The following is a 21,642-nucleotide window of genomic DNA, read 5'->3' as shown; positions in this document are numbered from 1 at the left end:
GCATGCTTCCTGGTGGTGCCACCGAAACACGCGTGCGTGCGGCTTGCCCGCATGACTGTCCCGATACCTGTGCGATGGAGGTCACCGTGTCGGGGGCTCGCGCCATCAAGGTGCGTGGTGCTGCCGACATGCCGTTCACCGATGGTGTGCTATGCACGAAGGTGGCGCACTACCTCGAGCGTGTGTACTCCGATCAACGCGTGCTGCATCCGATGAAGCGGGTCGGGCGCAAGGGGGAGGGGCGTTTCGAGCGCATCTCCTGGGATGAGGCGCTCGACACCATCGCCGCACGCTTTCGCGCCATCGCTGCGGACGATCCACGCTCGATCCTGCCTTACAGCTATGCCGGCACCATGGGCCTGGTGCAGGGGGAAAGCCTCGATCGCCGCTTCTTCCATCGCCTTGGCGCGTCGCTGCTCGACCGTACGATCTGCGCCTCCGCGGGGGCATTGGGCTGGAAGGCGACGGTGGGGGCCTCGATCGGGACGGACCCGGAAGCGGTCGCCGACGCAAGGCTGATCCTGATCTGGGGCGGCAATCCGGTGGTGTCCAACCTGCATGGCTGGCGCCATATCCAGGAGGCGCGGCGGCGTGGCGCCAAACTGGTGTGCATCGATCCACGGCGCTCGGAGACTGCCGCCAAGTGCGATGTCCATCTCGCACCCTGGCCCGGCACCGATGGTGCGCTCGCGCTGGCGATGATGCAGGTGCTGATCGCGGAGGACCGGCTCGACCACGACTACATCGCCCGTCATACCCTGGGCTTCGATGCGCTTGCCGAGCGCGTGCGTGCATTCACGCCTGAATGGGCGGCGCCGCTGACCGGGCTGGACGCCAGCGTGATCCGCGACCTCGCACGCGAGTATGGTTCGACCACACCGAGCCTGATCCGGCTGAACTACGGCCTGAACCGCTGCGCCGGCGGCGGCATGGCGGTGCGCAATATCGCCTGCCTGCCTGCGCTCACAGGGGCCTGGCGTCATGCAGCGGGCGGTGCCCTGCTGTCGACCTCGGGCAACTATCCCGTCGATGGCCATGCGTTGGCGCGCCCCGACCTTTATCCGCATGCCGCTGGGCGACCGCCGCGCACCGTCAATATGGCCTTCATCGGCGAGGCGCTGCTCGAGGCCACCGATCCACCGATCCGGGCGGTGTATGTCTACAACGCCAACCCGGTGGCAGTGGCGCCCGACAGTAACCGGGTGAAGGCCGGCTTCGCGCGCGAGGACCTGTTCTGCGTCGTTCACGAGCTGTTCCAGACCGATACTGCCGACTATGCCGATATCCTGCTGCCGGCGACGAGCCAGCTGGAGCATCGCGATGTCCATACCAGCTACGGCCATCTCAACGTGGTGGCGAACATGCCGGCGATTGCACCTCTGGGCGAGGCCAAGCCCAACACCGAGGTCTTCCGCCTGTTGGCGGCGCGCCTCGGGCTTGCCCATCCAGCTCTGTTCGAGTCCGACGACAGCATCGCCGCCAGGGCTTTCCGGCAAGACGATGAGCGTGCCCGCGGCCTCGCACCCGAACAGCTCGCCGAACACGGCTGGGCGAGACTGAACCTTGCGAGCCCCTTCGTGCCGTTCGCCAATGGCGGCTTTCGTACGCCGTCGGGGCGCTGCGAGTTCCATTCCGGCTTGCTTGCCGGCCTCGGGCTCGACCCCTTGCCGGCCTGGCATCCACCTGCCGAATCAGTGGTCAGCAATCCCGCGCTGGCGGCGCGCTACCCGCTGGCCCTGATCACGCCACCGGCACGCAACTTTCTCAACAGCAGCTTCGCCAACCTGCCGCGCTTCCGCGACGAGCAGGGCGGTCCCGTCCTCCAGATCCACCCCGATGATGCCGCCGGGCGCGGAATCGGCGACGGTCAGCGCTTACGCATCCATAATGACCGCGGCGAATTCCATGCGCGCGCCGTGGTGACGACCGGGGTCAGGCCGGGGGTCGTGGTCAGTCCCTCGGTGTGGTGGCACAAGCTGTCCGGCGACGGCAACAACGCCAACGCGGTGACGGCGTCCACGGCCACCGACATGGGCGGCGGGCCGATCTTCTACGATTGCCTGGTGGAGGTGTCTTGCGCATGAGGTCACATGAGGACGCGCTCGATGCCGTCGCCGGCTGCCTTGCCGAAGCGCAGCGCGTGCTCTTCATCACCGGTGCCGGGATCTCGGCAGATTCGGGGCTGCCGACCTATCGCGGCATCGGCGGTCTCTACCACGAGCGCCTTACCGAGGATGGCCTGAGCATCGAGCAGGCGCTGTCGGGCCAGATGATGGCTGCCCGACCGGCGCTGACCTGGAAATACCTGGCCGAGATCGAGGCCAGTTGCCGTGGCGCGCGGCCCAACGTCGCCCATGACATCATTGCCGCGCTCGAGCGCGAGCGTGGCGGGGTATGGGTGCTGACCCAGAACGTCGATGGCTTTCATCGCCTGGCGGGTTCGCGCAACCTGATCGAGATCCACGGCAACCTGCACCGCCTGCGCTGCACCGAGTGCCCGCACGCGCGCAGCCTGCCTGATTTCGAGGGCATGCAGATTCCACCCGCCTGCCCGGTTTGTGGCGGCGTGATGCGGCCCGATGTCGTGCTCTTCGGCGAGGCGCTGCCGACAGGCGCGGTGCAGCGGCTTGAGGCCCTGGTGATGCATGGGCTCGATCTGGTGGTGTCGATCGGTACGACCAGCGTCTTCCCCTACATCGCGGGGCCGGTGGTGCACGCCTGGCGCATGGGCGTGCCTACGGTGGAGATCAATCCGGGCGACACCGAGGTCAGCGCCATCGTTACCCATCGCCTGCGCATGCGGGCCGCGGAAGCCCTGCCGGAACTGTGGCGGCGCATGCGCCCGTGCGAGCCCGCCGAGGGCTGAGCCAGGACGCGGAACGGGCCGGGAGGCTCGCGCCCACCCGGCCCGTCCCTTCCTTTCCTGGTTTGTCCTAGAGCAGCACGCGCTCGATCCCGCCGTTGTTGGCCTTGGCGACGTAGTCGGGCAACCAGTTCTCGCCCAGCAAGTGTTTGGCCAACTCCACCACGATGTAGTCGGGTTCGATGCCGCCCGCATCGTTGGCGTAGCGGTGCATGCCCTGCAGGCAGCTCGGGCAGGAGGTCAGCATCTTCACCTTTGCGTTCGGGTCGTCACCACGCAGCTTGGCGGCGCCCTTCTCGATCTCCTCCTGCTTGCGGAAGCGCACCTGGGTCGAGATGTCCGGCCGTGCCACCGCCAGGGTGCCGGACTCACCGCAGCAGCGGTCGGACAGGTCGACACGCGTGCCCATCAGTTCGTTGGCGACCTTGATGCCGGAATGCACCTTCATCGGCGTGTGGCAGGGCTCGTGGTACATGTACTTCACGCCACTCACGCCTTCGAGCCTGACGCCCTTTTCCATCAGGTACTCGTGGATGTCGAGCAGGCGGCAGCCGGGGAAGATCTTCTCGAATTCGTATTTCTGCAGCTGGTCCATGCAGGTGCCGCAGGACACGATCACGGTCTTGATGTCGAGGTAGTTCAGCGTGTTGGCGACGCGGTGGAAGAGCACGCGGTTGTCGGTGGTGATCTTCTGGCCCTTGTCCTCTTCGCCGGCCGCGGTCTGCGGATACCCGCAGCACAGGTAGCCCGGCGGCAGCACGGTGTGCGCGCCGACGTGGTAGAGCATGGCCTGGGTCGCGAGACCCACCTGGCTGAACAGGCGCTCCGAGCCACAGCCCGGGAAGTAGAACACGGCCTCGGAGTCGCCATTGGCCTTCTGCGGGTCGCGGATCACCGGGATGACCTTGTCGTCCTCGATGTCGAGCAGCGCGCGGCTGGTCTTCTTGGGCAGGTTGCCGGGCATCGGCTTGTTGATGAAATGGATCACCTGGGCCTTGATCGGCGCCTTGCCGAGCGTGGCCGGCGGCGTCTTCACCTGCGGCTGGATGAGGCCGAACTTCTTGCCCATCTCATGCGCCCAGCGCTGCGCCTTGTAGCCCCAGTCCATCATGCCGACGCGCATCGCCTTGATGGTCGCCGGATCCTTGATGGTGAGGAAGGCCATCGCCGCGGCCTTGCCCGGGTTGAAGGACTTCTTGCCCTGCTTGCGCAGCAGGTTGCGCATCTTGATCGACACGTCGCCGAAGTCGATGTCCACCGGACAGGGTTTCTCGCACTTGTGGCAGATCGTGCAATGGTCGGCCACGTCCTCGAACTCGGCCCAGTGCGCGAGCGATACGCCACGGCGGGTCTGTTCCTCGTAAAGGAAGGCTTCGATCAGCAGCGAGGTGGACAGGATCTTGTTGCGCGGGGAGTAAAGCAGGTTGGCCCGCGGCACGTGGGTCGAGCACACCGGCTTGCACTTGCCGCAGCGCAGACAGTCCTTGATGTCGTGGGCGATGTCGCCAACGTCGGTCTGCTCCATGATGATGGACTCATGGCCCATCAGGTTGAAGCTGGGGGTGTAGGCGTTGTCGAGGTTGCCCTTGATCGGGCCCTTGCGCATGAGCTTGCCGCGGTTGAATCGACCGTCCGGGTCGACCTTGGCCTTGTAGTCCCAGAAGCTCGCCATCTCCTCGTCGGTGAGGTAGTCGAGCTTGGTGATGCCGATGCCGTGCTCGCCGGAGATCACGCCGTCCAGGCTGCGTGCCAGCGCCATGATGCGGTCGACCGCGCGGTTGGCGGTCTGCAGCATCTCGTAGTGGTCGGAGTTGACCGGCAGGTTGGTATGCACGTTGCCGTCGCCGGCATGCATGTGCAGGGCGACGAAGACGCGACCGCGCAGGATTTCGCGGTGGATCCCGGTGATGCGCGCGAGGATACGGGCGAACAGGGCGCCGTCGAAGATCTGCTCGAGCAGCGGGCGCAGTTCGGTCTTCCACGACACGCGAATCGAGTAGTCCTGGAGGCGGTGGAACAGCACAGGGTTGGCGGCGCGATTCGATAGCTCGGCGGCTTCGATGCCATAGGCCTCGAAGTGGCGCTCGGCCTCGGCCAGCGGCATGTCGAGGTTGTCGAGCAGCCACTGCCAGCGCTGGCGCACCTTGGCGACCTGTTCCAGCGCCTGGGCGCGGTGGTCGGCGATCAGGGTGTCGCTGTCGACCTCCGCGTCCTTCACGTCAAGCGGCAGTTCGCCGCCGAGGAACTCGGTGAGAGCGTCGCAGAGCTGGATCTTGTTCTGCGTCGACAGTTCGATGTTGATGCGCTCGATGCCGTCGCAGTACTCGCCCATGCGCGGCAGCGGGATCACCACGTCTTCGTTGATCTTGAACGCGTTGGTGTGGCGCGAGATGGCCGCGGTACGGCTGCGTTCCAGCCAGAAACGCTTGCGCTGCTCGGGGCTGACGGCGATGAAGCCTTCGGCGCCGCGGCTGTTGGTCATGCGCACGACCTCGGAGGCGGCGCTCATCACCGCGTTCTCGTCGAAGCCGACGATGTCGCCGATCAGCACCATCTTCGGACGGCCATGGCGCTTGGCCTTGGTGGCGTAACCGACGGCCTTGACGTAGCGTTCGTCGAGGTGCTCGAGGCCGGCCAGCAGCACGCCGGCAGCGTTGCCGGCGCCGCCCGGCTTGAAGTAGTCGGTGATTTCGACGATGGCCGGCACCGCCTCGCGCACCTGGCCGAAGAACTCCAGGCACACGGTGCGGGTGACAGGTGGCATCTTGTGCAGTACCCAGCGGGCGGCGACGATCAGACCGTCCGTGCCTTCCTTCTGCACCCCGGGAATGCCGCCCAGGAACTTGTCGGTGACGTCCTTGCCCAGGCCGTCCTTGCGGCAGTGCGCGCCTGGCATCGAAAGCAGCTCTTCGCCCAGCGGCCTGTAGCTGAGACCGTCGAAGCGGCGCAGGCGAAAGCGCGCGGTGTGCTGCTCGTGGATCTTGCCGAAATTGTGATCGAGGCGTTCGACTTCAAGCCAGTTGCCGTCGGGCGTGACCATCTTCCACCACGCCAGGTTGTCGAGCGCAGTGCCCCACAGCACGGCCTTCTTGCCGCCGGCGTTCATGGCGATGTTGCCGCCCACACAGGACGCGCTGGCCGAGGTCGGGTCGACCGCGAACACGCGGCCCGCCAGCCCCGCGGCTTCGGAGACGCGCTCGGTGACCACGCCGGCGCCGGTACGGATGGTGGCGTAGGGCGTGGCCATCGGCTGACCGTCGGCATCGGGCAGGGTCAGCTCCTCGACCGTGCCGATGGAAATCAGCTTCTCGGTGTTGATGACCACCGAGTTGGCGTCGAGCGGCACTGCGCCGCCGGTGTAGCCGGTGCCGCCCCCGCGCGGGATGATGGTCAGGCCCTGGGCGATGCATTCGCGCACCAGCGGCGCCATTTCCTCTTCGGTGTCGGGGTAGAGCACCACAAAGGGGTACTCGACGCGCCAGTCGGTGGCATCGGTGACATGCGAGACACGGGCGTGGCCGTCGAAGCAGATGTTGTCGCGCCGGGTGTGCCTGGACAGCGCCTTGAGCACGGCCTTGCGCCGGCGTGCGGTATCGTCGAACCAGCGCTCGAAGTCGGCCACGGCTTCACGGCCGCGCGCGATCAGCATCGCCACGCGGTCGTTGCCCTGGCGGCGCTTGTCGACCTCGGTCAGGCGATGGTTGAGCGCGCCGATGAGTGCTTCGCGCCGCTCCCGGCTGGTGAGCAGGTCGTCTTCGAGATAGGGGTTGCGACGAACGACCCAGATGTCACCCAGGACCTCGTAGAGCATTCGCGCCGAGCGGCCCGTGACGCGCTCGGCACGCAGTTCGTCGAGCACGGCCCAGGCATCGGTGCCGAGCAGCCGGATGATGATCTCGCGGTCGGAGAACGAGGTGTAGTTATAGGGGATTTCGCGCAGGCGTTGGGTCATGGGGCTACCGGAGGGGCTGCTGCAGGGGACCTTAGATTCTAGCGAACCGCAGTGCACCATGCAGCAAAAAACAAGACCTTATCGCCGAAGTGGCTTAGCGGCACGCGGGTGGACAAGCCCGTCGCGCCCCGCGGCTCGGGATCGTGGTGGCTGTTTCAAGGCTTGCGCGCAGCACTGAGTGCGATCTCGATGCGCCAGCCCGGATCGACCAGGCCCGCGACCCTGACGCATGCGCGCGAGGGTGCTGAGCCTGCTGGAAGCCAGGCCTCCCACACAGCGTTCATGCCTGCTACGTCCGCAAGGTCGGTGATGTAGATCGTTGCCGTCAGGATGCGCGAGCGGTCGCTGCCATGTGCGCTGAGCTGGCGCTCCAGACTGTCGAGGATCTCCCGGGTCTGCTGTTCGATCGGCCCGGTACTGCTCGGGACCTCGACGAGGTGGATCACGTCGCCGTAGATGACGGCGTCGGCATAGCGGGCGGTGACGCCGTGGCGTTCGATGTCGGACATGGGGCTCCCGGCTGAGTTGGCCAAACTCAAAGTATATGCGAGCCCGGGTGAGGGCGCTTGCTGAGCGCCGATATTGACATGGGCATATGACAAACGCAGAATCGTGGCACGCATTTCGCGTACAACTATGGAGCGTTGTCCATGAAGACTCTTCTCTCTGCCGGCCTGGTTGCCCTGGCCCTGACGTCCCTGAGTGTCGGTGAGGCAATGGCCAATCCGCAGCACGAACGCATGAAACGGTGCAATGCCGAGGCCAAGGAGCAGGCGCTCAAGGGTGATGAGCGCAAGGCCTTCATGAGCACTTGCCTGAAGGGTCGGCACGGTCCGGCCGCTGAGGATGCCGAGTCCGCCGCGGCGCCGGCTGCCAAGCCGGCGCTTGGTGATGAGGCGGCCGTGGAGCGCTCGGGCGCGCCCCTGGCTGCAACGGGTGAGGCGGTGGATGAAAAAGCGCGCACCCAGGCCTGCAATCAGGCCGCAACCGAGCAATCGCTCAAGGGGGCCAAGCGCAAGGCCTTCGTCAGCGAGTGCATGAAGGGGTGAGCGCGGGGCGCCGGCCTTGCGCCGGCGCAGTGCCGCCAGGGCGACGCTTCAGACGATGTCGAAGAAGACGAGGTCACGTTCGACCTCGTTGGCGGAGAAACCGCAGCCGATGCGGCCCTGTCCGTTGAGGACGATGCGGTCCTGCTTGATGCAGCGCTCGGCTTCGTTGTCGAGGGTGATGAAGGTGCCATTCGTGCTCTGGTCGAACAGCACGAACCCCTCTCTTCTGCGCTCGATGCGCGCATGCTGCCTGGAGGCGCGCGGGTCCATTATGGTGATGTCGTTACCGAGTTCGCGCCCGAGCAGCAGCACCGGGCGATGCTCCTCTACGAACAGCACGTCCTGCTGGTGACGCAGGCGCAGGCGCTGGGAGACGCGTGCGGCCGCCGGGATGGAGGTGATCAGCGGGCTGCGCAGGCCGATGCTGAAAACCTGGACGCCGAGCCGTGCAAAGGCGGGCCCGCCAAGCGCGCGCGTGCCGAGCAGCGCACGCGCGGCGCCGCCGAGCAGCATTGTGACGGCGGCAGAGGCGAGGGCTTGCTCGGGTTCGCACAGGTTGCCGATCTGGGTGGCGAGCGTAATGCCTTCGCCTGCCGTGCGCCCGCCGTCAAGGTCCACCACGCCGTAGTGCAGGCCGATCCGCACCGGTTGTCGCGCGCCGCGCAGTGGCGGCAGCCCATGTATGCGCTGCAAGGCGTCGCTGGCCGCCAGTACCGCCGAATCGCAGCGTTCGAAGACCGCGACCGTGGTGTCGGTCTCGGCGACCAGGATCTGCCCACTGTGAGCCGCGAGTGCGCGCTCGATGCGGTTCGCACAGCGTTCGGCCGCGTGCAAGGCCTCCTGCTCGCCCAGTTGGGCTGCCAGTTGCCCATCGCTTGGATGAAGGGCAACGAAGACGCAGAGGTTCTTGCGCTCCGACATCAGTCGTCGGCCCCGGGCATCATCAGGCGGATCGTTGCGCTTGCTGGCTGGGGCAGTTCAAGGGGGTCGAATGCGGTGTCGCCTTCCTCGACCACGGTCTGGCGGGTGAGACCGACGAAGTCGAACAGCCTCGAGTCGGCCAGGTGCGAGGGCACGACGTTCTTGAGTGCGGTCGCCAGCGATTCGATGCGCCCGGGATGCTCGCGTGCCCAGCCCTGCAGCATGGTCTTGATCTGCTTGCGCTGCGCGTTCTCCTGCGAGCCGCACAGGTTGCAGGGGATGATGGGGAAGTCCATTGCGCGCGCGAAGCGGGCGATGTCGGCCTCGGTGCAGTAGGCAAGTGGGCGGATCACGACATGGTTGCCGTCGTCGCTGACCAGCTTGGGTGGCATGGCCTTGATCTTGCCGCCGAAGAACATGTTGAGGAACAGGGTCTCGAGCATGTCATCGCGGTGGTGGCCAAGTGCGATGCGGGTCGCGCCGATCTCTTTCGCCGTGCGGTAGATGATGCCGCGGCGCAGGCGCGAGCACAGCGAACAGGTGGTCTTGCCTTCGGGGATCTTGTCCTTGACGATCGAATAGGTGTCCTCGGTGACGATGCGGTACTCGACGCCGATCGACTCGAAGTACTGCGGCAGGACGTGGTCCGGGAAGCCGGGCTGCTTCTGGTCGAGGTTCATCGCCACGATGCGGAAATCCACCGGGGCGCGCTCGCGCAGCGCGAGCAGGCATGACAGCAGGGTGTAGGAGTCCTTGCCGCCGGAAACGCACACCATCACGGTGTCACCGTTGCCGATCATGTTGTAGTCGCCAATGGCCTCGCCCACACCGCGCTCGAGCTTCTTCTTGAGACGCAGGAAGGTATTGGAGTGGCGGGTGTCTGTCTCGCCGGTGCTGGCAGGGCGGGATTCGACGGGGGCAAGGGCAGCGGTCACGGCAGAAGCTCGATCAAGGTTCAGGATCGCGAAATTATACCCTTGTCAAGAAGTTCTGCCTCAAAGATGTGCACTCCGCCCGCCGTCAACGGCGATGATCTGTCCGGTGATGTAGGGCGCATCGAAAAGCAGGAAGCGCACCGTGCGGGCGATGTCCGCGGCGCTGCCTACGCGCTTGAGCAGGGTGTGATCGATGATCTGCTGGCGTTCCGCAGGCGAGAACTGTTCGTCCTCCGGCCAGTCGATGGGCCCCGGCGAGACGCCGTTGACGCGCACCTGCGGTGCGAGCTCGATCGCCAGCGCGCGCGTCAGCGCGGCCAGCCCGGCCTTGGCCGCGCAGTACAGCGGGTAACGCTGCAATGGACGCTCTGCATGGATGTCCACGATGTTGACGATCGCGCCCGATGTCGCTCGCAACGCTGGAGCGAGCGCCTGGGACAGGAATAGCGGGCCCATCAGGTTGGAACCCATCAGTTCGTCCCATGCCGCGCGGTCGATGCTGCCAAGCGGTGTTGGGAAAAAGCTCGAAGCGTTGTTGACCAGGCCATCCACCCTCGTGCCGCGTGCAAGCACTTGCGCGGCGATGTCCTCGGCGGCGCCGAAACGGGCAAGGTCGCCGCCGACCGTGAATGCGGAGTCGGGGCGCGCAGCGTTGAGCGCAGCCGCGAGGGTTTCTGCAGCGTCCGCGCTGTGGCGGTAGTGCAGCGCCACGTTCGCGCCTGCAGCGTGCAACTGGCGGGCGATCTCGGCGCCGACGCGGCGTGCAGCGCCAGTGACGAGGATGAGGGGTGTCTCTGCGGCGTGGCGGGGGGCGTGTTGTGGTGGGGTCATCGCTCGGTCAACTGGGTTGTGCGGGCAGCGCTTACAATCGCGAACTTTAGTCGCACCGGATCAAGCCTGTCATGTCATCCCTGCCCGAACCGTCCGCCGAGGCGCGTGCCCAGAGTGCGCGCCTGCTCGAACTGATTGCCGCCGAGATCGGCCGCAGCGGGGGCTGGGTGCCCTTTTCGCGCTACATGGAACTGGCCTTGTATGCGCCGGGCCAGGGTTATTACAGCGGCGGCGCGAGAAAGTTCGGGCCCGGGGGAGATTTCATCACCGCTCCCGAGCTGACCCCGCTGTTTGGCCAGGCGCTCGCGACCCAGGTCGAGCAGGGCATGCGTGCGAGCGCGATGGCGCTGATCGAGGTCGGAGCGGGCACAGGCTTGCTCGCCGCGGACATGCTGCTCGAGCTCGAGCGCCGCGCTTGCCTGCCCGACACCTACGAGATCCTCGAGCTGTCGGGTGAGCTGCGTGAACGCCAGTTCGATACCCTGGCCACGCGGGTGCCCCACCTGGCCGGCCGCGTGCGCTGGCTGGACGCGCTGCCCGACCGCTTTGCAGGCGTGGTCGTGGCCAACGAGGTGCTCGATGTGATGCCGGTGCATCTGGTCGTCTCGCGCGCGCAAGGCCTGTTCGAGCGTGGCGTGGCGCTCGCCGCCGACGTCCCGGGTGCGAGCAGGCTGTGCTGGGCGGACCGCCCCGCCCGTGGCGCCGTGCTCGCAGGTGCGCAGGCGCTGGACCTGCCGGTGCCGGAGCAGGGCGAGTACGTGACCGAACTCAACCTGGCCGGCAACGCATGGGTGGCGGCCTGGGCCGAGCGCATCGAGCGTGGCCTGATGCTGCTGATCGATTACGGCTATCCGCGCGCCGAGTACTATCTGCCCTCACGCTCGGGCGGCACGCTGCTGTGCTATTACCGCCACCACGCCCACGGCGACCCCTTCCTGTGGCCCGGGCTCAATGACATCACCGCCTTCGTCGACTTCACCGCAGTCGCCGAGGCAGCGTATGGGGCCGGCCTGGATGTGCTCGGCTATGCCAATCAGGCGCAGTTCCTGTTCAACTGCGGTGTGCTCGATTGCCTCGAGCGACGCGGTGCGCGCGAGAGCGCGGACTACATCCGCGCCGCACGTGCGGCGCAGCGGCTGACGGCGCCGCATGAGATGGGCGAGCTGTTCAAGGTGCTCGCGCTCGGGCGCGGCGTCGAGCCGCCACTGCAGGGGTTTGTCCGCGGCGATCGCCTGCACACGCTGTGAGTGTGCGCAGGCGTTAAAGGCTGCGCTCGATCAACCAGGCTTCGACGCGGCGCGCGACCTGCTCCCAATCCTGCTCCAGCATCATGCCGTGGCCCATGTCGGGGAAGATCTCTGCCTGGCGGCCGTAGGTGGATGCCGTCATGTGCACCTGGTCGGGTGGGATGAGTGCATCGTGGCGGGCGCCCAGGATGAGCATCGGCGGCTGGTGCATGCGCGCGGGTTGGGGCAGGTTGAACAGCGACATGTCCCAGATCGCGCGGTGGGACTCTGGCTGGCTGAGCGTGTAGTAGCGGCGCAGGTCGGCCGCATCCACCGGCTGGTGGAAGAGGGCTTCGCGCAGGCTGTCGATGTTGACGTCGTTGCCGGTCATGATGGCGTTGAGGTCGGAGAGCAGCGTCGGACGCTTGAGCATGAGGCCGAAGGCCGAGCCCATCAGGCCCTGGGGCGGAACAGAGGCCATCAGTACGGTCGCGGGCGCGTCGTATTGCTCCAGGTACTTCTGCACCACCATGCCGCCCATCGAGTGGCCGATCAGCACGGGTGCAGCGGGCAGGCGGGCGACGACCTCGGCGACGTCGCGCACGTAGTCGTCTATCGAGTACGAGTCGAGCAGCGCGCGCTTGCGGCTTGCCCCGTGTCCGGACAGCGACAGCGCATAGGCGGCCCAGCCGCGTTCTGCGAACCAGGGCAGGAAGTGCTCTTCCCAGCACCAGGCCGATATGTAGGCGCCGTGAATGAAGAGCAGCGGCGTGTCATGCGTGGGGCGCGCGGGTGCGTGGCACAGCACCTCGAGTTCGCCGAAGCGGGTGGCGTTCATGCGGAATCCTTGCTGTCGAGGGCCTTCACGGCCGCCACGCGGGCGGCGTGCAGGGCTTGCGGGATCGATGCCTTGTCCCGGCAGTTGCGGGCGATTGTACACGCGTCGATGCTGCGGACCGCGTGAAGCACTGCCTCCCAGCGCAACAAGGGCGGCCAGTCGGCAGGGGTTGTGATGGTGCCGGCGCCGGCACCGCGTCCGCTATGGTCGCAGGCTGCGCCCTGGAGCATGAGCAGGAAGCGTTCCGGCCTGCGCAGCGCGTCGCAGCGCTCGATCAGCTTGACCATGGTGTCTGCGCGCAGCACTGCGGCCTGGCCAAGGATGCCGTGCTCGCGGGCGAGCATCTCGGCAAGGTCGCGGCAGTCCGCCGGTGCCTTCAGGCGTTCTGAGACTTCGCGCGCACGGCGGGTGCTCGCTGCCTCGTGGCCGTAGTGATGCGGCAGGACGTGCGCGGGTGTGTCGCCCTTGCCCAGGTCATGAAGCAGACAGGCCCAGCGCACGGCGAGTGGCTGGCCGCTGGTGGCGGCCTGGTCGATCACCATCAGCACGTGTTCGCCGGTGTCGATCTCGGGGTGGTACTTCGCTGGCTGCGGAATGCCGAACAAACGGTCGAGTTCGGGGAGGAGGCGGGCGAGCGCGCCGCTCTCGCGCAGGACGCGGATCATGCGCGAGGGGCGCTGTTCCATCAGACCGCGGGCAAGTTCCTGCCACACGCGCTCGCTCACGAGGTGGTCGACTTCACCTGCTGCCACCATCTGCCGCATCAGTGCCAGCGTCTCGGGAGCGACGCTGAAGTCGGTGAAGCGGGCCGCAAAGCGTGCGACGCGCAGGATGCGCACCGGGTCTTCGGCGAAGGCCGGAGAGACATGGCGGAAGACGCGGGCCTCGAGGTCGGCGACGCCGCCGCAGGGGTCGATCAGCCGACCGTCGTGGTCGCGCGCGATGGCGTTGATGGTGAGGTCGCGACGCAGCAGGTCCTGTTCGAGGGTGACATCGGGTGCGGCGTGGCAGACGAAGCCGGCGTAGCCGTGGCCTGACTTGCGTTCGGTGCGCGCGAGCGCGTATTCCTCCTGGGTCTGCGGGTGCAGGAAAACGGGGAAGTCGCGTCCCACGGGCCTGAAGCCCTCGGCCAGCATCGCCTCTGGCGTGCTGCCTACGACGACCCAGTCGCGATCCTTGACCGGCAGCCCGAGCAGGGCGTCACGTACCGCCCCGCCAACGACATAGGCCTGCATCAACCGTACAGATCCTCTTCGGGAATGGACTCGGTCTCCGCACGTGCGGCGGCGGCCCAGTCCTGCATGTGGGGATTGGCGAGCAGGGTGGCGAGGTAGGCGCCGGCATCGCCTTCAGGCTTGACGCCGTAGGTCTGGAAGCGGAAGGCGACGGGGGCGTAGGCGGCGTCGGCGAGGCTGAAGCGGCCAAACAGATAGGGGCCGTCATGGCCGAAGCGGCTGCGGCAATCGGTCCAGATGGCGACGATGCGGGCGATGTCGGCATCGACCTCGGGGCTGTGGCCGAAGCCGGTGTAATCCTTGCGGACGTTCATTGGCATGCGGCTGCGCAGGTTCTGAAAGCCGGCGTGCATCTCGGCCGTCACTGCACGGGCGATCGCGCGTGCGGTGGGGTCGGTGGGAAGCAGGGCTGGCTGCTTCTCGGCGAGGTACTCGCCGATTGCCAGCGAGTCCCACACCGCGAAGCCATGGTCGTTCAGGCAGGGCACCTTACCCGAGGGCGAATGCGACAGGATGCGCTCGCGGCTGCCGGGGATGAACAGCGGGATGCGGATTTCCTCGAAGGTGAAGCCGCCCTCGCGCGCCGCCAGCCAGGCGCGCAGGGACCAGGACGAATAGTTCTTGTTGCCGATGATGAGCTTCATCGCGGACTCCGGGTCACGGTGGTGGAAAATGGCAGCAGCGGCGCCTGTGCCCGGCGCCGCAACCGTTCAGCGCCGCGCCAGGCGGCGGAACGGGTAGTAGTGCGCGCGCGTGCCCTGCTGGCCAAGCCAGGCGGGGGCGACCGACTCGAGTGCGGTCGGGGGGAGCCCGAAAGGAAGGGGCTCGCCGCTGGCGACGTTGTCCACCTTCATCGAGCGCACGTTGTCGCGGCTCATCAGCGGCTGCGGCGCAAGCTCCATCAAGCGGGCCTGGACCATGGCGAGGCCGTCGGGAAGCGCAATGACCGGGCGCGGCTTGTCGACAAGTGCAGAAACGTATTCGACGAGCTGACGCAGGGTATAGACCGTCGGTCCGGCGAGTTCGTAGGTCTGCCCTTCGGCTTCGGGGCGGGCAAGGCTCTGGCACACCGCCTCTGCGACATCCTCGACATACACTGGCTGGAAGCGCGTGCCCGCGCCGGCAAGCGGCAGCACCGGGAACACTGCGGCCAGCCCGGCGAAGAGATTGAGGAAGCTGTCGCCGCGGCCGAACACGACCGAGGGGCGCAGGATGGTCCATGCTACGTCCGGGCCGGCAGCGCGGATTGCCGTCTCTCCGGCGGCCTTGGAACGCTGGTACTCGGAGGGGGCGTCGGCAGCAGTGCCCAGTGCGCTGATATGGATCAGGCGGCGCACGCCAGCGTTGCGGCAGGCGGTGACGATCTTTTGTGGCAATTCGACGTGGTTGCGCGCGAAGTCGGGGCCGAAGGGCGTGCCCGGCCGCGAGTGCAGTACACCGACCAGGTTGACCACGGCGTCAGCGCCGGCAAGGAGGGCGTCGAGTGCTGCGGGGTCATGGACGTCGACCTCGACGACCTCCACGTTGGGCAGCAGCAGGACATGGCCGGCACGGCTGCGGCGTCGGGTCGGGATGATGACCTTGGCGTCTGCCGCGGACAGGCGGTTGGCAAGGGCGCTGCCGATGAAGCCGGCGCCGCCGATGAGGACGATGCGTCTTTGATTCATGGTTCCACTCGTCTGTGCTTGGACTGTTTATTCAGGCGCATGTCGGCAAGCTTACTCGTTGATCGTGCCGGGCGCGATCGTGCCGAGGCGCGCCTTGAGCGATTGTGGCCGTTTCTCAAGCATCGCGGAGTATATGACTGCGTTCGCGAGCACCTTCTTGACATAGTCCCGGGTCTCGTCGAAGGGAATCGTCTCGGTATAGATCGCGCCCTCGATCGGCATGCTGTCGCGCCAGCGCCGTGCCCGGCCGGGCCCGGCGTTGTAGCCTGCGCTCGCCAGCACGGGATGATCGTCGAGGCCTTCCATGATCAGGCGCATGTAGCTGGTGCCGAGCAATACGTTGGTGTTCGGGTCGGTGAGCAGCCGTGGATGGTAGTTCGCCATGCCGATGCGGTTCGCCACCCACTTGCCGGTGTCCGGCATGACCTGCATCAGTCCCTGGGCGCCTGCACTCGAGCGTGCCGGGATGACGAAGCGGCTCTCCTGGCGCATGATGCCGTAGACCCAGCCGAGGTCCAGGCCCTGGGCGCGCACCTGGGGTTCGATGAGATCGCGGTACGGGGTCAGGAAGCGCAGCTCGAAGTTGCTGTTCGGGTTGGCCAGTTCTGCGGTGTTGATAGTGCGGTCGTACAGTTCGTGGCGCAGTGCGAGATGCGCGGCGGCGACGCGGAAGGCTTCGTCGCGATTGCGCACGCCCCAAACCCACTCGCGCAACGCCTCGGTGCGCATGTCGAGCTGGTAGAGGGCGAGCGCACGCCTCAGGCTGGGGTCGCGCTCGGCCTCCTCGAGCTTGGCACGCGCCAGCGCTGCGGTCGCGGGGGGTGGCATGAAGGGCTGGCCGAATTCTTCGGCGGCGAGCATGCCATAGAAATGTGCCTCGCCAGCGATGCGCAGGTAGAGCGATTCGGCCTGGTCACGGTTGCCTGTGGCGGCGTGTGCCCTGCCCAGCCAGTAGATCCACTCCGGGGCTTCGCGTTCGGCTGCGGGCAGGGCCTCGATCGCACTGCGCACTGCGCGCCAGTCCTGGGCGCGCAGTGCGGCGCGCACCCGCCATGCGCGCTGCATCGGCGTGGTCTCGATGCTGCCGGCCGCGGCGTAGAGTGCAAGCGCGTCCGGGCGCCGCCCGATCGCCGCATGCATCGCCATCACCAGATGGACGTAGTTGCGCTCCTCCGCGCCCAGGCGGTCCTGGATGCGGAGCAGACGGACCTGGGCCGCTGCTGCATCCTCGCGCACGAGGCGTACCAGCGCGGCCAGGGCAAGTTCGCGCCCGGCGCGGGTGACGGCGAAGTTGGCAGGCAGGCGGTCCAGCCATTGCGAGGGCGAGCGGATGGCCTGGTCAAGGTCCGCGCGCGCAGGCGCCACGCCCGCGGGCAGCAGCGCAAGGCTGGCGAGGGCGTCGTTCGGGCTGCGCGTATCGATCTGGCGGCGGATGCGCCACCAGACGCGATCTTCGCTGACGACGCCGCGTTCGACGGCGGCACGCATCGGCAGTTCGCAGGCCGCGGGCGCAGACTGCAGGGTGTCCCATTGCGCAGCAAGCTCGTGCAGGCCGCTGTCGTCGCCGGTGAAGAGGCGCGCGCTCCAGCCCGTGCAGCGCAGTTCGGCGTCCGGGTTCTGCAGCGCTGCATGCAGGCGTAGCGCGCCCGCCCAGTCGCCGTCGCGCGCCAGCCGGCGCAGCCAGTCGGCGCGCAGGCGCTCTGCGAGGTGGCTGCCGTCATGCTCGGCGATGAACGCGTTCAGCGCATCGGACGGCGGCGGCTCGCTGCGGGCGAGGCGGTTCACCAGCAGCCAGTAGCGCGGGTAGGGGTCGAGCACGTGCGTGTCGCGTATCGCAGCGAGGCGCTCGAGTCGTGCCTGATCCCCCTTGCGCAGCGCCTCGCGCGCGGCGACGATACGGTCCGCTCCGGTCTCGCCCGGTGACTGTGCGGACACGCTTCCGGGCAGCAGGAATGCTGCGCTGAACAATGTTGCCCAGAATGCTTTTCTCATGCTGTTGCCTGCTCCCATTTCAAGGCTGAACATACCACAGTGACGGATCATCCATTGGCCCCCGCAAGCGCGCTCGACGTCGACTCTGCTGCACAGCGCAAACGCCTGCGCGAGGCGGCATTGCGTGCCCGGCAGGCAATGCCGGAGGCGCAGCGCGCCTGCCTGACATTGCGCCTGGCGGCGCATCTCGATGGGTTGATGGCGCTGCTCCAGCCCCGACGGCTTGGCTTTTGCTGGCCCTATCGCGCAGAGCCCGATCTGCGTCAGTGGGTGTGCGGCTGGCGCGTTGCCGCGCCCGGGCGTGTGGCCGCCTTGCCCGTGGTCTTGGAGCGCGATGCCGCGATGGTGTTCCGCGCATGGGAGCCGGACCAGCCGATGGTGCTGGACCGCCACGGCATCCCGCACCCGGCCGCGGGCGACAGCCTGATACCCGACGTCGTCCTCGTTCCGCTCAACGCCTTCGATACCTGCGGCTACAGGCTGGGCTACGGCGGCGGCTACTTCGACCGCACCCTGGCTGGCATGGACACTGTTGCAGTCGGTGTCGGCTTCGAACTCGGGCGCGTACCGAGTACGCTGCCACAGCCCCATGACAAGCCTATGGAGTGGATCGTCACCGAGGCGGGGGCGGCCAGGGCGCTGCCCTGAGCCTTCCGCCGTGGGGGGTCAGCCGGTGCTGGCCGACAGGAACATGCGATAAGCGGGATTGTCGCTCTCGGCGGCGTATTCGTAGCCGAGGCGCTGCAGGAAGTCGTCGAAGGCGGCCTTATCCTGCGGAGGTACCTGCATGCCGACCAGGACGCGGCCGAAGTCCGAGCCATGGTTGCGGTAGTGAAACAGGGAGATGTTCCAGTCCGAGCGCAGGTTGGAGAGGAAGTTCATCAGTGCGCCGGGGCGTTCGGGGAAGATGAAGCGGTAAACCACTTCGTTCTCGGCCTGCGGCGAGCGGCCGCCGACCATGTAGCGCACATGGGTCTTGGCGAGTTCGTCGTCGGTGAGATCGATGGCCGGCAGTTCGTGGCGTTCCAGCATCTCGACCAGGCGCGCAACCTCGTTGCGGTTGTGTACGGTGACGCCGACGAAGATGTGTGCCTGCTGCGGGTGGGCGTAACGGTAGTTGAACTCGGTGATGTTGCGGTTGCCGAGGACACTGATGAACTTCTTGAACGAGCCCGGCTTCTCCGGAATCGTCACGGCGAGCACGGCTTCGCGCTGTTCGCCGAGTTCGGCGCGTTCAGCCACGAAACGCAGACGATCGAAGTTCATGTTGGCGCCTGAGGCTACGGCGACCAGGCTCTTGTCGCGCAGCTTGTGGCGGCGGGCATATTCCTTTGCGCCTGCGACCGCGAGTGCGCCGGCCGGCTCGAGGATCGAGCGGGTGTCTTCGAACACGTCCTTGATCGCGGCACAGATGGCGTCGTTATCGACCACGATCATCTCGTCCACATATTGCTGGCACAGGCGGAAGTTTTCGGCGCCGACCTCCTTCACTGCGGCGCCGTCGGCGAAGATGCCGACCTGTTCCAGGGTGACGCGCTTGCCCGCCGCCAGCGACTGGGTCATCGCGTCGGCGCCTACCGCCTCGACGCCGATGATCTTCGTCTCCGGGCGCAGGCGCTTGATGTAGGCCGCCACGCCGGCGATCAGGCCGCCGCCGCCGACACAGCAGAATACCGCGTGGATCGGCTTTGAATGCGCGCGCAGGATCTCCAGGCCCACGGTGCCCTGGCCGGCGATTACGTCGGGGTCGTCAAAGGGGTGGACGAAGGTGAGCTTTTCGCTCTTCTCGAGTTCGAGCGCATGCGCATAGGCGTCGGAATAGGACTCGCCGGCGAGCACCACTTCGCCGCCACGCGCCTTGACCGCATCGATCTTGATCGCCGGCGTGGTGCTCGGCATCACGATCACGGCACGCACGCCAAGCTTTGCCGCCGAAAGCGCCACGCCCTGCGCATGGTTGCCGGCGGAGGCACAGATCACGCCGCGCTTGAGGGCCTGGGGCGAGAGCTTGGCCATCTTGTTGTAGGCGCCGCGGATCTTGAAGCTGAACACGGGCTGCATGTCCTCGCGCTTGAGGAAGATGCGGTTATGGGTGCGTGCCGACAGGTTTGCAGCAAGGTCAAGCGGGGTCTCGACGGCGACGTCGTACACCTGCGCGTTGAGGATGCGTTCCAGGTAATCCGAGGGGGTGGTCATGGGCGGCCGAAATTCTGCTGCAAAGCGGACGAGGGTATCAGCCGCGGCGGCTGGGTCGCAAGGGGCGGCAGCGTTCAGCGCAGCAGGTCGCGAAGGCCGCGGCGTAGTGTGTCCTGCACGCCCTCGGGTACGCGCTCGCGGATGCGCTCATCGATGCGCTCGGCTGCGCGTTCGCGCAAGCTGTCCGCCACCAGCGATTCGATGTCGAGTGCGAACCTGGGCTCGGCAAACGGGCCGCTGATGCGGATGGGGATGGTGAGTCCGCGCAGGCTGGCGAGTTCGTCACCGCCTTGTCCGGCCAGGGTTGCGACGGCGCTGGCGCGCAGCCGGTAGTCGATGGTCTCGTTGATCAGGCTGGCGCTGCCGGCGCCGGTGAGTCTGAGCAGGGGCGCGCGCAGCGCGAGGTCGTCATTGCGGACCTGGCCGTTGGCGATGCGAAGTGTCGCGCTCAGATCCGTGAAGTCGGTCTCGTTTCGCCCGCTCGGAGAGGGCGCTGCCGTTCCACGTATGCGGGCGGACGCCTCGCGCATCATCTGGGCGATGTTGATGCCCTTCAGCGCGCCATCGACGATGCGCAGGTCCACCTGGCCGGTGATGCTGCGGCGCAGGCTGTCGGTGCTGTCGGCGTTGCCCTGCAGGCGGGCCTGCACCGTGGCGCGGCCTGCGATGCGTGCTTCCGTGCCGCTGAAGTCGCGCAGGAAGGGGGCGAGCTGAATGTCCTCGAGACGCTCATCGAGCGTGAGCCGAAGCGGGCTGCGGCGCGCATCGATGCCGACCTTGCCGCTGTAGCGTCCGCCGTAGAGCGAGGCCGACAGTGGGGCGAGCCTGAGCTGTCCGTCCTCGGCCTGCAGGACGAGGTCGACCTCGCTCAGCTGCAGGCCGTGCGCGCGCAGGCGGCCGACACGCAGGCGACCGTCGGCAGCGAGCGTGACGAGCGCGCTGGGGTTGCGCGCTGCCGCGGTTGCGGCGCCCGCCGGGGCGGGCGCGACCTGTGCGCCGGCGGGCAGGTAGGCGTCCAGGTCGAGGTTGTCGATGTCGAGATCGAACTGAATTGCGGGGCGCGTGGGCTCGGTGACGGCAACGCGGCCTTCGATCCGGGTGTCGTCGACGATGGCATGCAGCCGTTCGAACACGATCGAGTCGGCGTCTGCGCGCAGCGCCGCTTCGATCTGCCCCCGGGGCCGAATGCCGTCGCTACGGCCGAAGCGCACCGACAGGTCCGATAGCTCGACCACCTCGTCCTGGATGCTGATGCGGACACGCGAGTCGATTGCGATGTCCATGGTCGCGCTCATCCCGCTGCTGCCCAGCGTGAAGCTGGATTGCAGCGGGAAGGGTGCTCCCGGCCTGATCTCGCTTGCCTGAAGCTGGAGCTTGGTGAGTTGCAGCTGGGTGTTGTCGCGGAGATCGGTCCACGACACGCTCGCCCCCTGGATGTCGATGCCCCCAATCGCGAGTGCGAGTGCGCCGGCCGTCGTCGCGGTGTCGCCCCGGGGCGCTGCGGCTGGCGCGCTCCCCGCAGTGTCCGCGTCCGCCGTCGACCAGTTCGTACGCCCGTCGGCCGCACGCACCAACTTGAGGGCGAGGCCGTCGATGGCGATGCGGTCGATGTCGAGTTCGCCGCGCAGCAGCGGCAACAGGCGTGCGCGGGCCTGCAGCCTGGCAATGCGGGCAAAGGGGGCGTCGCCGAAACCTGGCGCATCGGCAAGGACGGCATCCCTTGCCTCGATGCCCAGCCATGGATAGAACGAGAGATTCAGGGTGCCATCGATCTGCAGCGACCGACCGGTGTGGCGCATGAACTCGGCGGCGATGCGCTCGCGGTGGTCGTTGGCGTCGAAGCGCAGTGCGATCCAGGCGGCAAGTGCAGCGACGAGCGCGATGAGGATGCCGATCGTGATCAGCAGATAGCGTATCGGCGTTCTCATCGCGCCGCC

17 protein-coding genes are annotated in these 21,642 nt (G+C 67.2%); 5 read left to right on the top strand and 12 right to left on the bottom strand.

The genetic code is table 11. From position 1 onward, the window contains the following. The first annotated feature begins 2 nt into the window (after positions 1 to 2). Both B447_RS11130 and B447_RS11125 read left to right on the top strand, forming a co-directional pair. A complete protein-coding gene (locus tag B447_RS11130; RefSeq protein WP_083491444.1) occupies positions 3 to 2,084 on the top strand; it encodes a molybdopterin-containing oxidoreductase family protein in 2,082 nt (693 codons plus the stop codon). Next, a complete protein-coding gene (locus tag B447_RS11125; RefSeq protein ID WP_002939857.1) occupies positions 2,081 to 2,866 on the top strand; it encodes an NAD-dependent deacylase in 786 nt (261 codons plus the stop codon). Before B447_RS11130 ends, B447_RS11125 begins: the two co-directional genes overlap by 4 nt. Before the next feature lie 67 nt (positions 2,867 to 2,933). On the opposite strand, the gene B447_RS11120 is transcribed toward B447_RS11125, so the two are convergent. Both B447_RS11120 and B447_RS11115 read right to left on the bottom strand, forming a co-directional pair. Continuing rightward, a complete protein-coding gene (locus B447_RS11120) occupies positions 2,934 to 6,815 on the bottom strand; it encodes a DUF3683 domain-containing protein (RefSeq protein ID WP_002939855.1) in 3,882 nt (1,293 codons plus the stop codon). 155 nt (positions 6,816 to 6,970) lie between these two features. After that, positions 6,971 to 7,324 (bottom strand): RidA family protein, encoded by a 354-nt coding sequence (locus tag B447_RS11115; protein ID WP_002931516.1) that lies wholly within the window; start codon positions 7,322 to 7,324, stop codon positions 6,971 to 6,973. Between the two features lie 141 nt (positions 7,325 to 7,465). On the opposite strand from B447_RS11115, the gene B447_RS11110 reads away from it, so the two are divergent. Then, positions 7,466 to 7,864 carry a PsiF family protein gene (locus tag B447_RS11110; RefSeq protein ID WP_002931518.1) on the top strand — a complete coding sequence of 133 codons (399 nt, stop codon included), beginning with the start codon at positions 7,466 to 7,468 and terminating at the stop codon, positions 7,862 to 7,864. Positions 7,865 to 7,912: 48 nt separating this feature from the next. Here the strand turns inward: B447_RS11110 and B447_RS11105 are convergent, their stop codons facing one another. Genes B447_RS11105 through B447_RS11095 form a run of 3 tightly spaced genes read right to left on the bottom strand, consistent with a single transcriptional unit; the run spans position 7,913 to position 10,551 of the window. Further along, positions 7,913 to 8,785: an FHA domain-containing protein gene (locus B447_RS11105; protein WP_002939853.1), complete on the bottom strand. Its 873-nt coding sequence runs from the start codon at positions 8,783 to 8,785 to the stop codon at positions 7,913 to 7,915. Beyond that, on the bottom strand, positions 8,785 to 9,720 hold the full coding sequence (gene ttcA / locus B447_RS11100; RefSeq protein ID WP_002939848.1) for a tRNA 2-thiocytidine(32) synthetase TtcA: 936 nt from the start codon (positions 9,718 to 9,720) through the stop codon (positions 8,785 to 8,787). The genes B447_RS11105 and ttcA overlap by 1 nt, the downstream gene beginning before the upstream one ends. Positions 9,721 to 9,780: 60 nt before the next feature. Further along, the gene (locus tag B447_RS11095) at positions 9,781 to 10,551 is read right to left on the bottom strand and encodes a pteridine reductase (RefSeq protein WP_002939840.1); all 771 of its coding nucleotides are present in this window, start codon (positions 10,549 to 10,551) and stop codon (positions 9,781 to 9,783) included. A gap of 71 nt (positions 10,552 to 10,622) precedes the next feature. Between B447_RS11095 and B447_RS11090 the strand changes: the two genes are divergently transcribed. Beyond that, positions 10,623 to 11,798 (top strand): class I SAM-dependent methyltransferase, encoded by a 1,176-nt coding sequence (locus B447_RS11090; protein WP_002939838.1) that lies wholly within the window; start codon positions 10,623 to 10,625, stop codon positions 11,796 to 11,798. Positions 11,799 to 11,811: 13 nt separating this feature from the next. Here B447_RS11090 and B447_RS11085 read toward each other — a convergent pair whose 3' ends face one another. The 5 genes from B447_RS11085 to B447_RS11065 form a co-directional block, all read right to left on the bottom strand. After that, the gene (locus B447_RS11085; RefSeq protein WP_002931523.1) at positions 11,812 to 12,615 is read right to left on the bottom strand and encodes an alpha/beta hydrolase; all 804 of its coding nucleotides are present in this window, start codon (positions 12,613 to 12,615) and stop codon (positions 11,812 to 11,814) included. Beyond that, positions 12,612 to 13,850 carry a multifunctional CCA addition/repair protein gene (locus B447_RS11080; RefSeq protein WP_002939836.1) on the bottom strand — a complete coding sequence of 413 codons (1,239 nt, stop codon included), beginning with the start codon at positions 13,848 to 13,850 and terminating at the stop codon, positions 12,612 to 12,614. Before B447_RS11080 ends, B447_RS11085 begins: the two co-directional genes overlap by 4 nt. Then, a complete protein-coding gene (locus B447_RS11075; protein ID WP_002939834.1) occupies positions 13,850 to 14,494 on the bottom strand; it encodes a glutathione S-transferase family protein in 645 nt (214 codons plus the stop codon). The genes B447_RS11080 and B447_RS11075 overlap by 1 nt, the downstream gene beginning before the upstream one ends. A 66-nt stretch (positions 14,495 to 14,560) precedes the next feature. Beyond that, on the bottom strand, positions 14,561 to 15,517 hold the full coding sequence (locus B447_RS11070) for a complex I NDUFA9 subunit family protein (protein ID WP_002939830.1): 957 nt from the start codon (positions 15,515 to 15,517) through the stop codon (positions 14,561 to 14,563). Positions 15,518 to 15,568: 51 nt separating this feature from the next. Continuing rightward, a complete protein-coding gene (locus B447_RS11065) occupies positions 15,569 to 17,509 on the bottom strand; it encodes a lytic transglycosylase domain-containing protein (RefSeq protein ID WP_037982723.1) in 1,941 nt (646 codons plus the stop codon). Positions 17,510 to 17,563: 54 nt separating this feature from the next. Between B447_RS11065 and B447_RS11060 the strand changes: the two genes are divergently transcribed. Then, entirely contained in the window at positions 17,564 to 18,157 is a 594-nt protein-coding gene (locus tag B447_RS11060) for a 5-formyltetrahydrofolate cyclo-ligase (RefSeq protein ID WP_002939826.1), read from the top strand. Positions 18,158 to 18,175: 18 nt separating this feature from the next. Here the strand turns inward: B447_RS11060 and ilvA are convergent, their stop codons facing one another. Beyond that, positions 18,176 to 19,705, bottom strand: coding sequence for a threonine ammonia-lyase, biosynthetic (gene ilvA, locus B447_RS11055; protein WP_002931530.1), 1,530 nt, complete (start codon positions 19,703 to 19,705; stop codon positions 18,176 to 18,178). A gap of 74 nt (positions 19,706 to 19,779) precedes the next feature. Continuing rightward, on the bottom strand, positions 19,780 to 21,633 hold the full coding sequence (locus B447_RS11050) for an AsmA family protein (protein ID WP_002939825.1): 1,854 nt from the start codon (positions 21,631 to 21,633) through the stop codon (positions 19,780 to 19,782). Positions 21,634 to 21,642 lie beyond the last annotated feature (9 nt).

Source organism: Thauera sp. 27, from assembly GCF_000310125.2.
Classification (GTDB): Bacteria; Pseudomonadota; Gammaproteobacteria; order Burkholderiales; family Rhodocyclaceae; genus Thauera; species Thauera mechernichensis.
The sequence above is the reverse complement of the archived record's forward strand: the minus strand, read 5'-3'. Positions and strand labels throughout refer to the sequence as shown.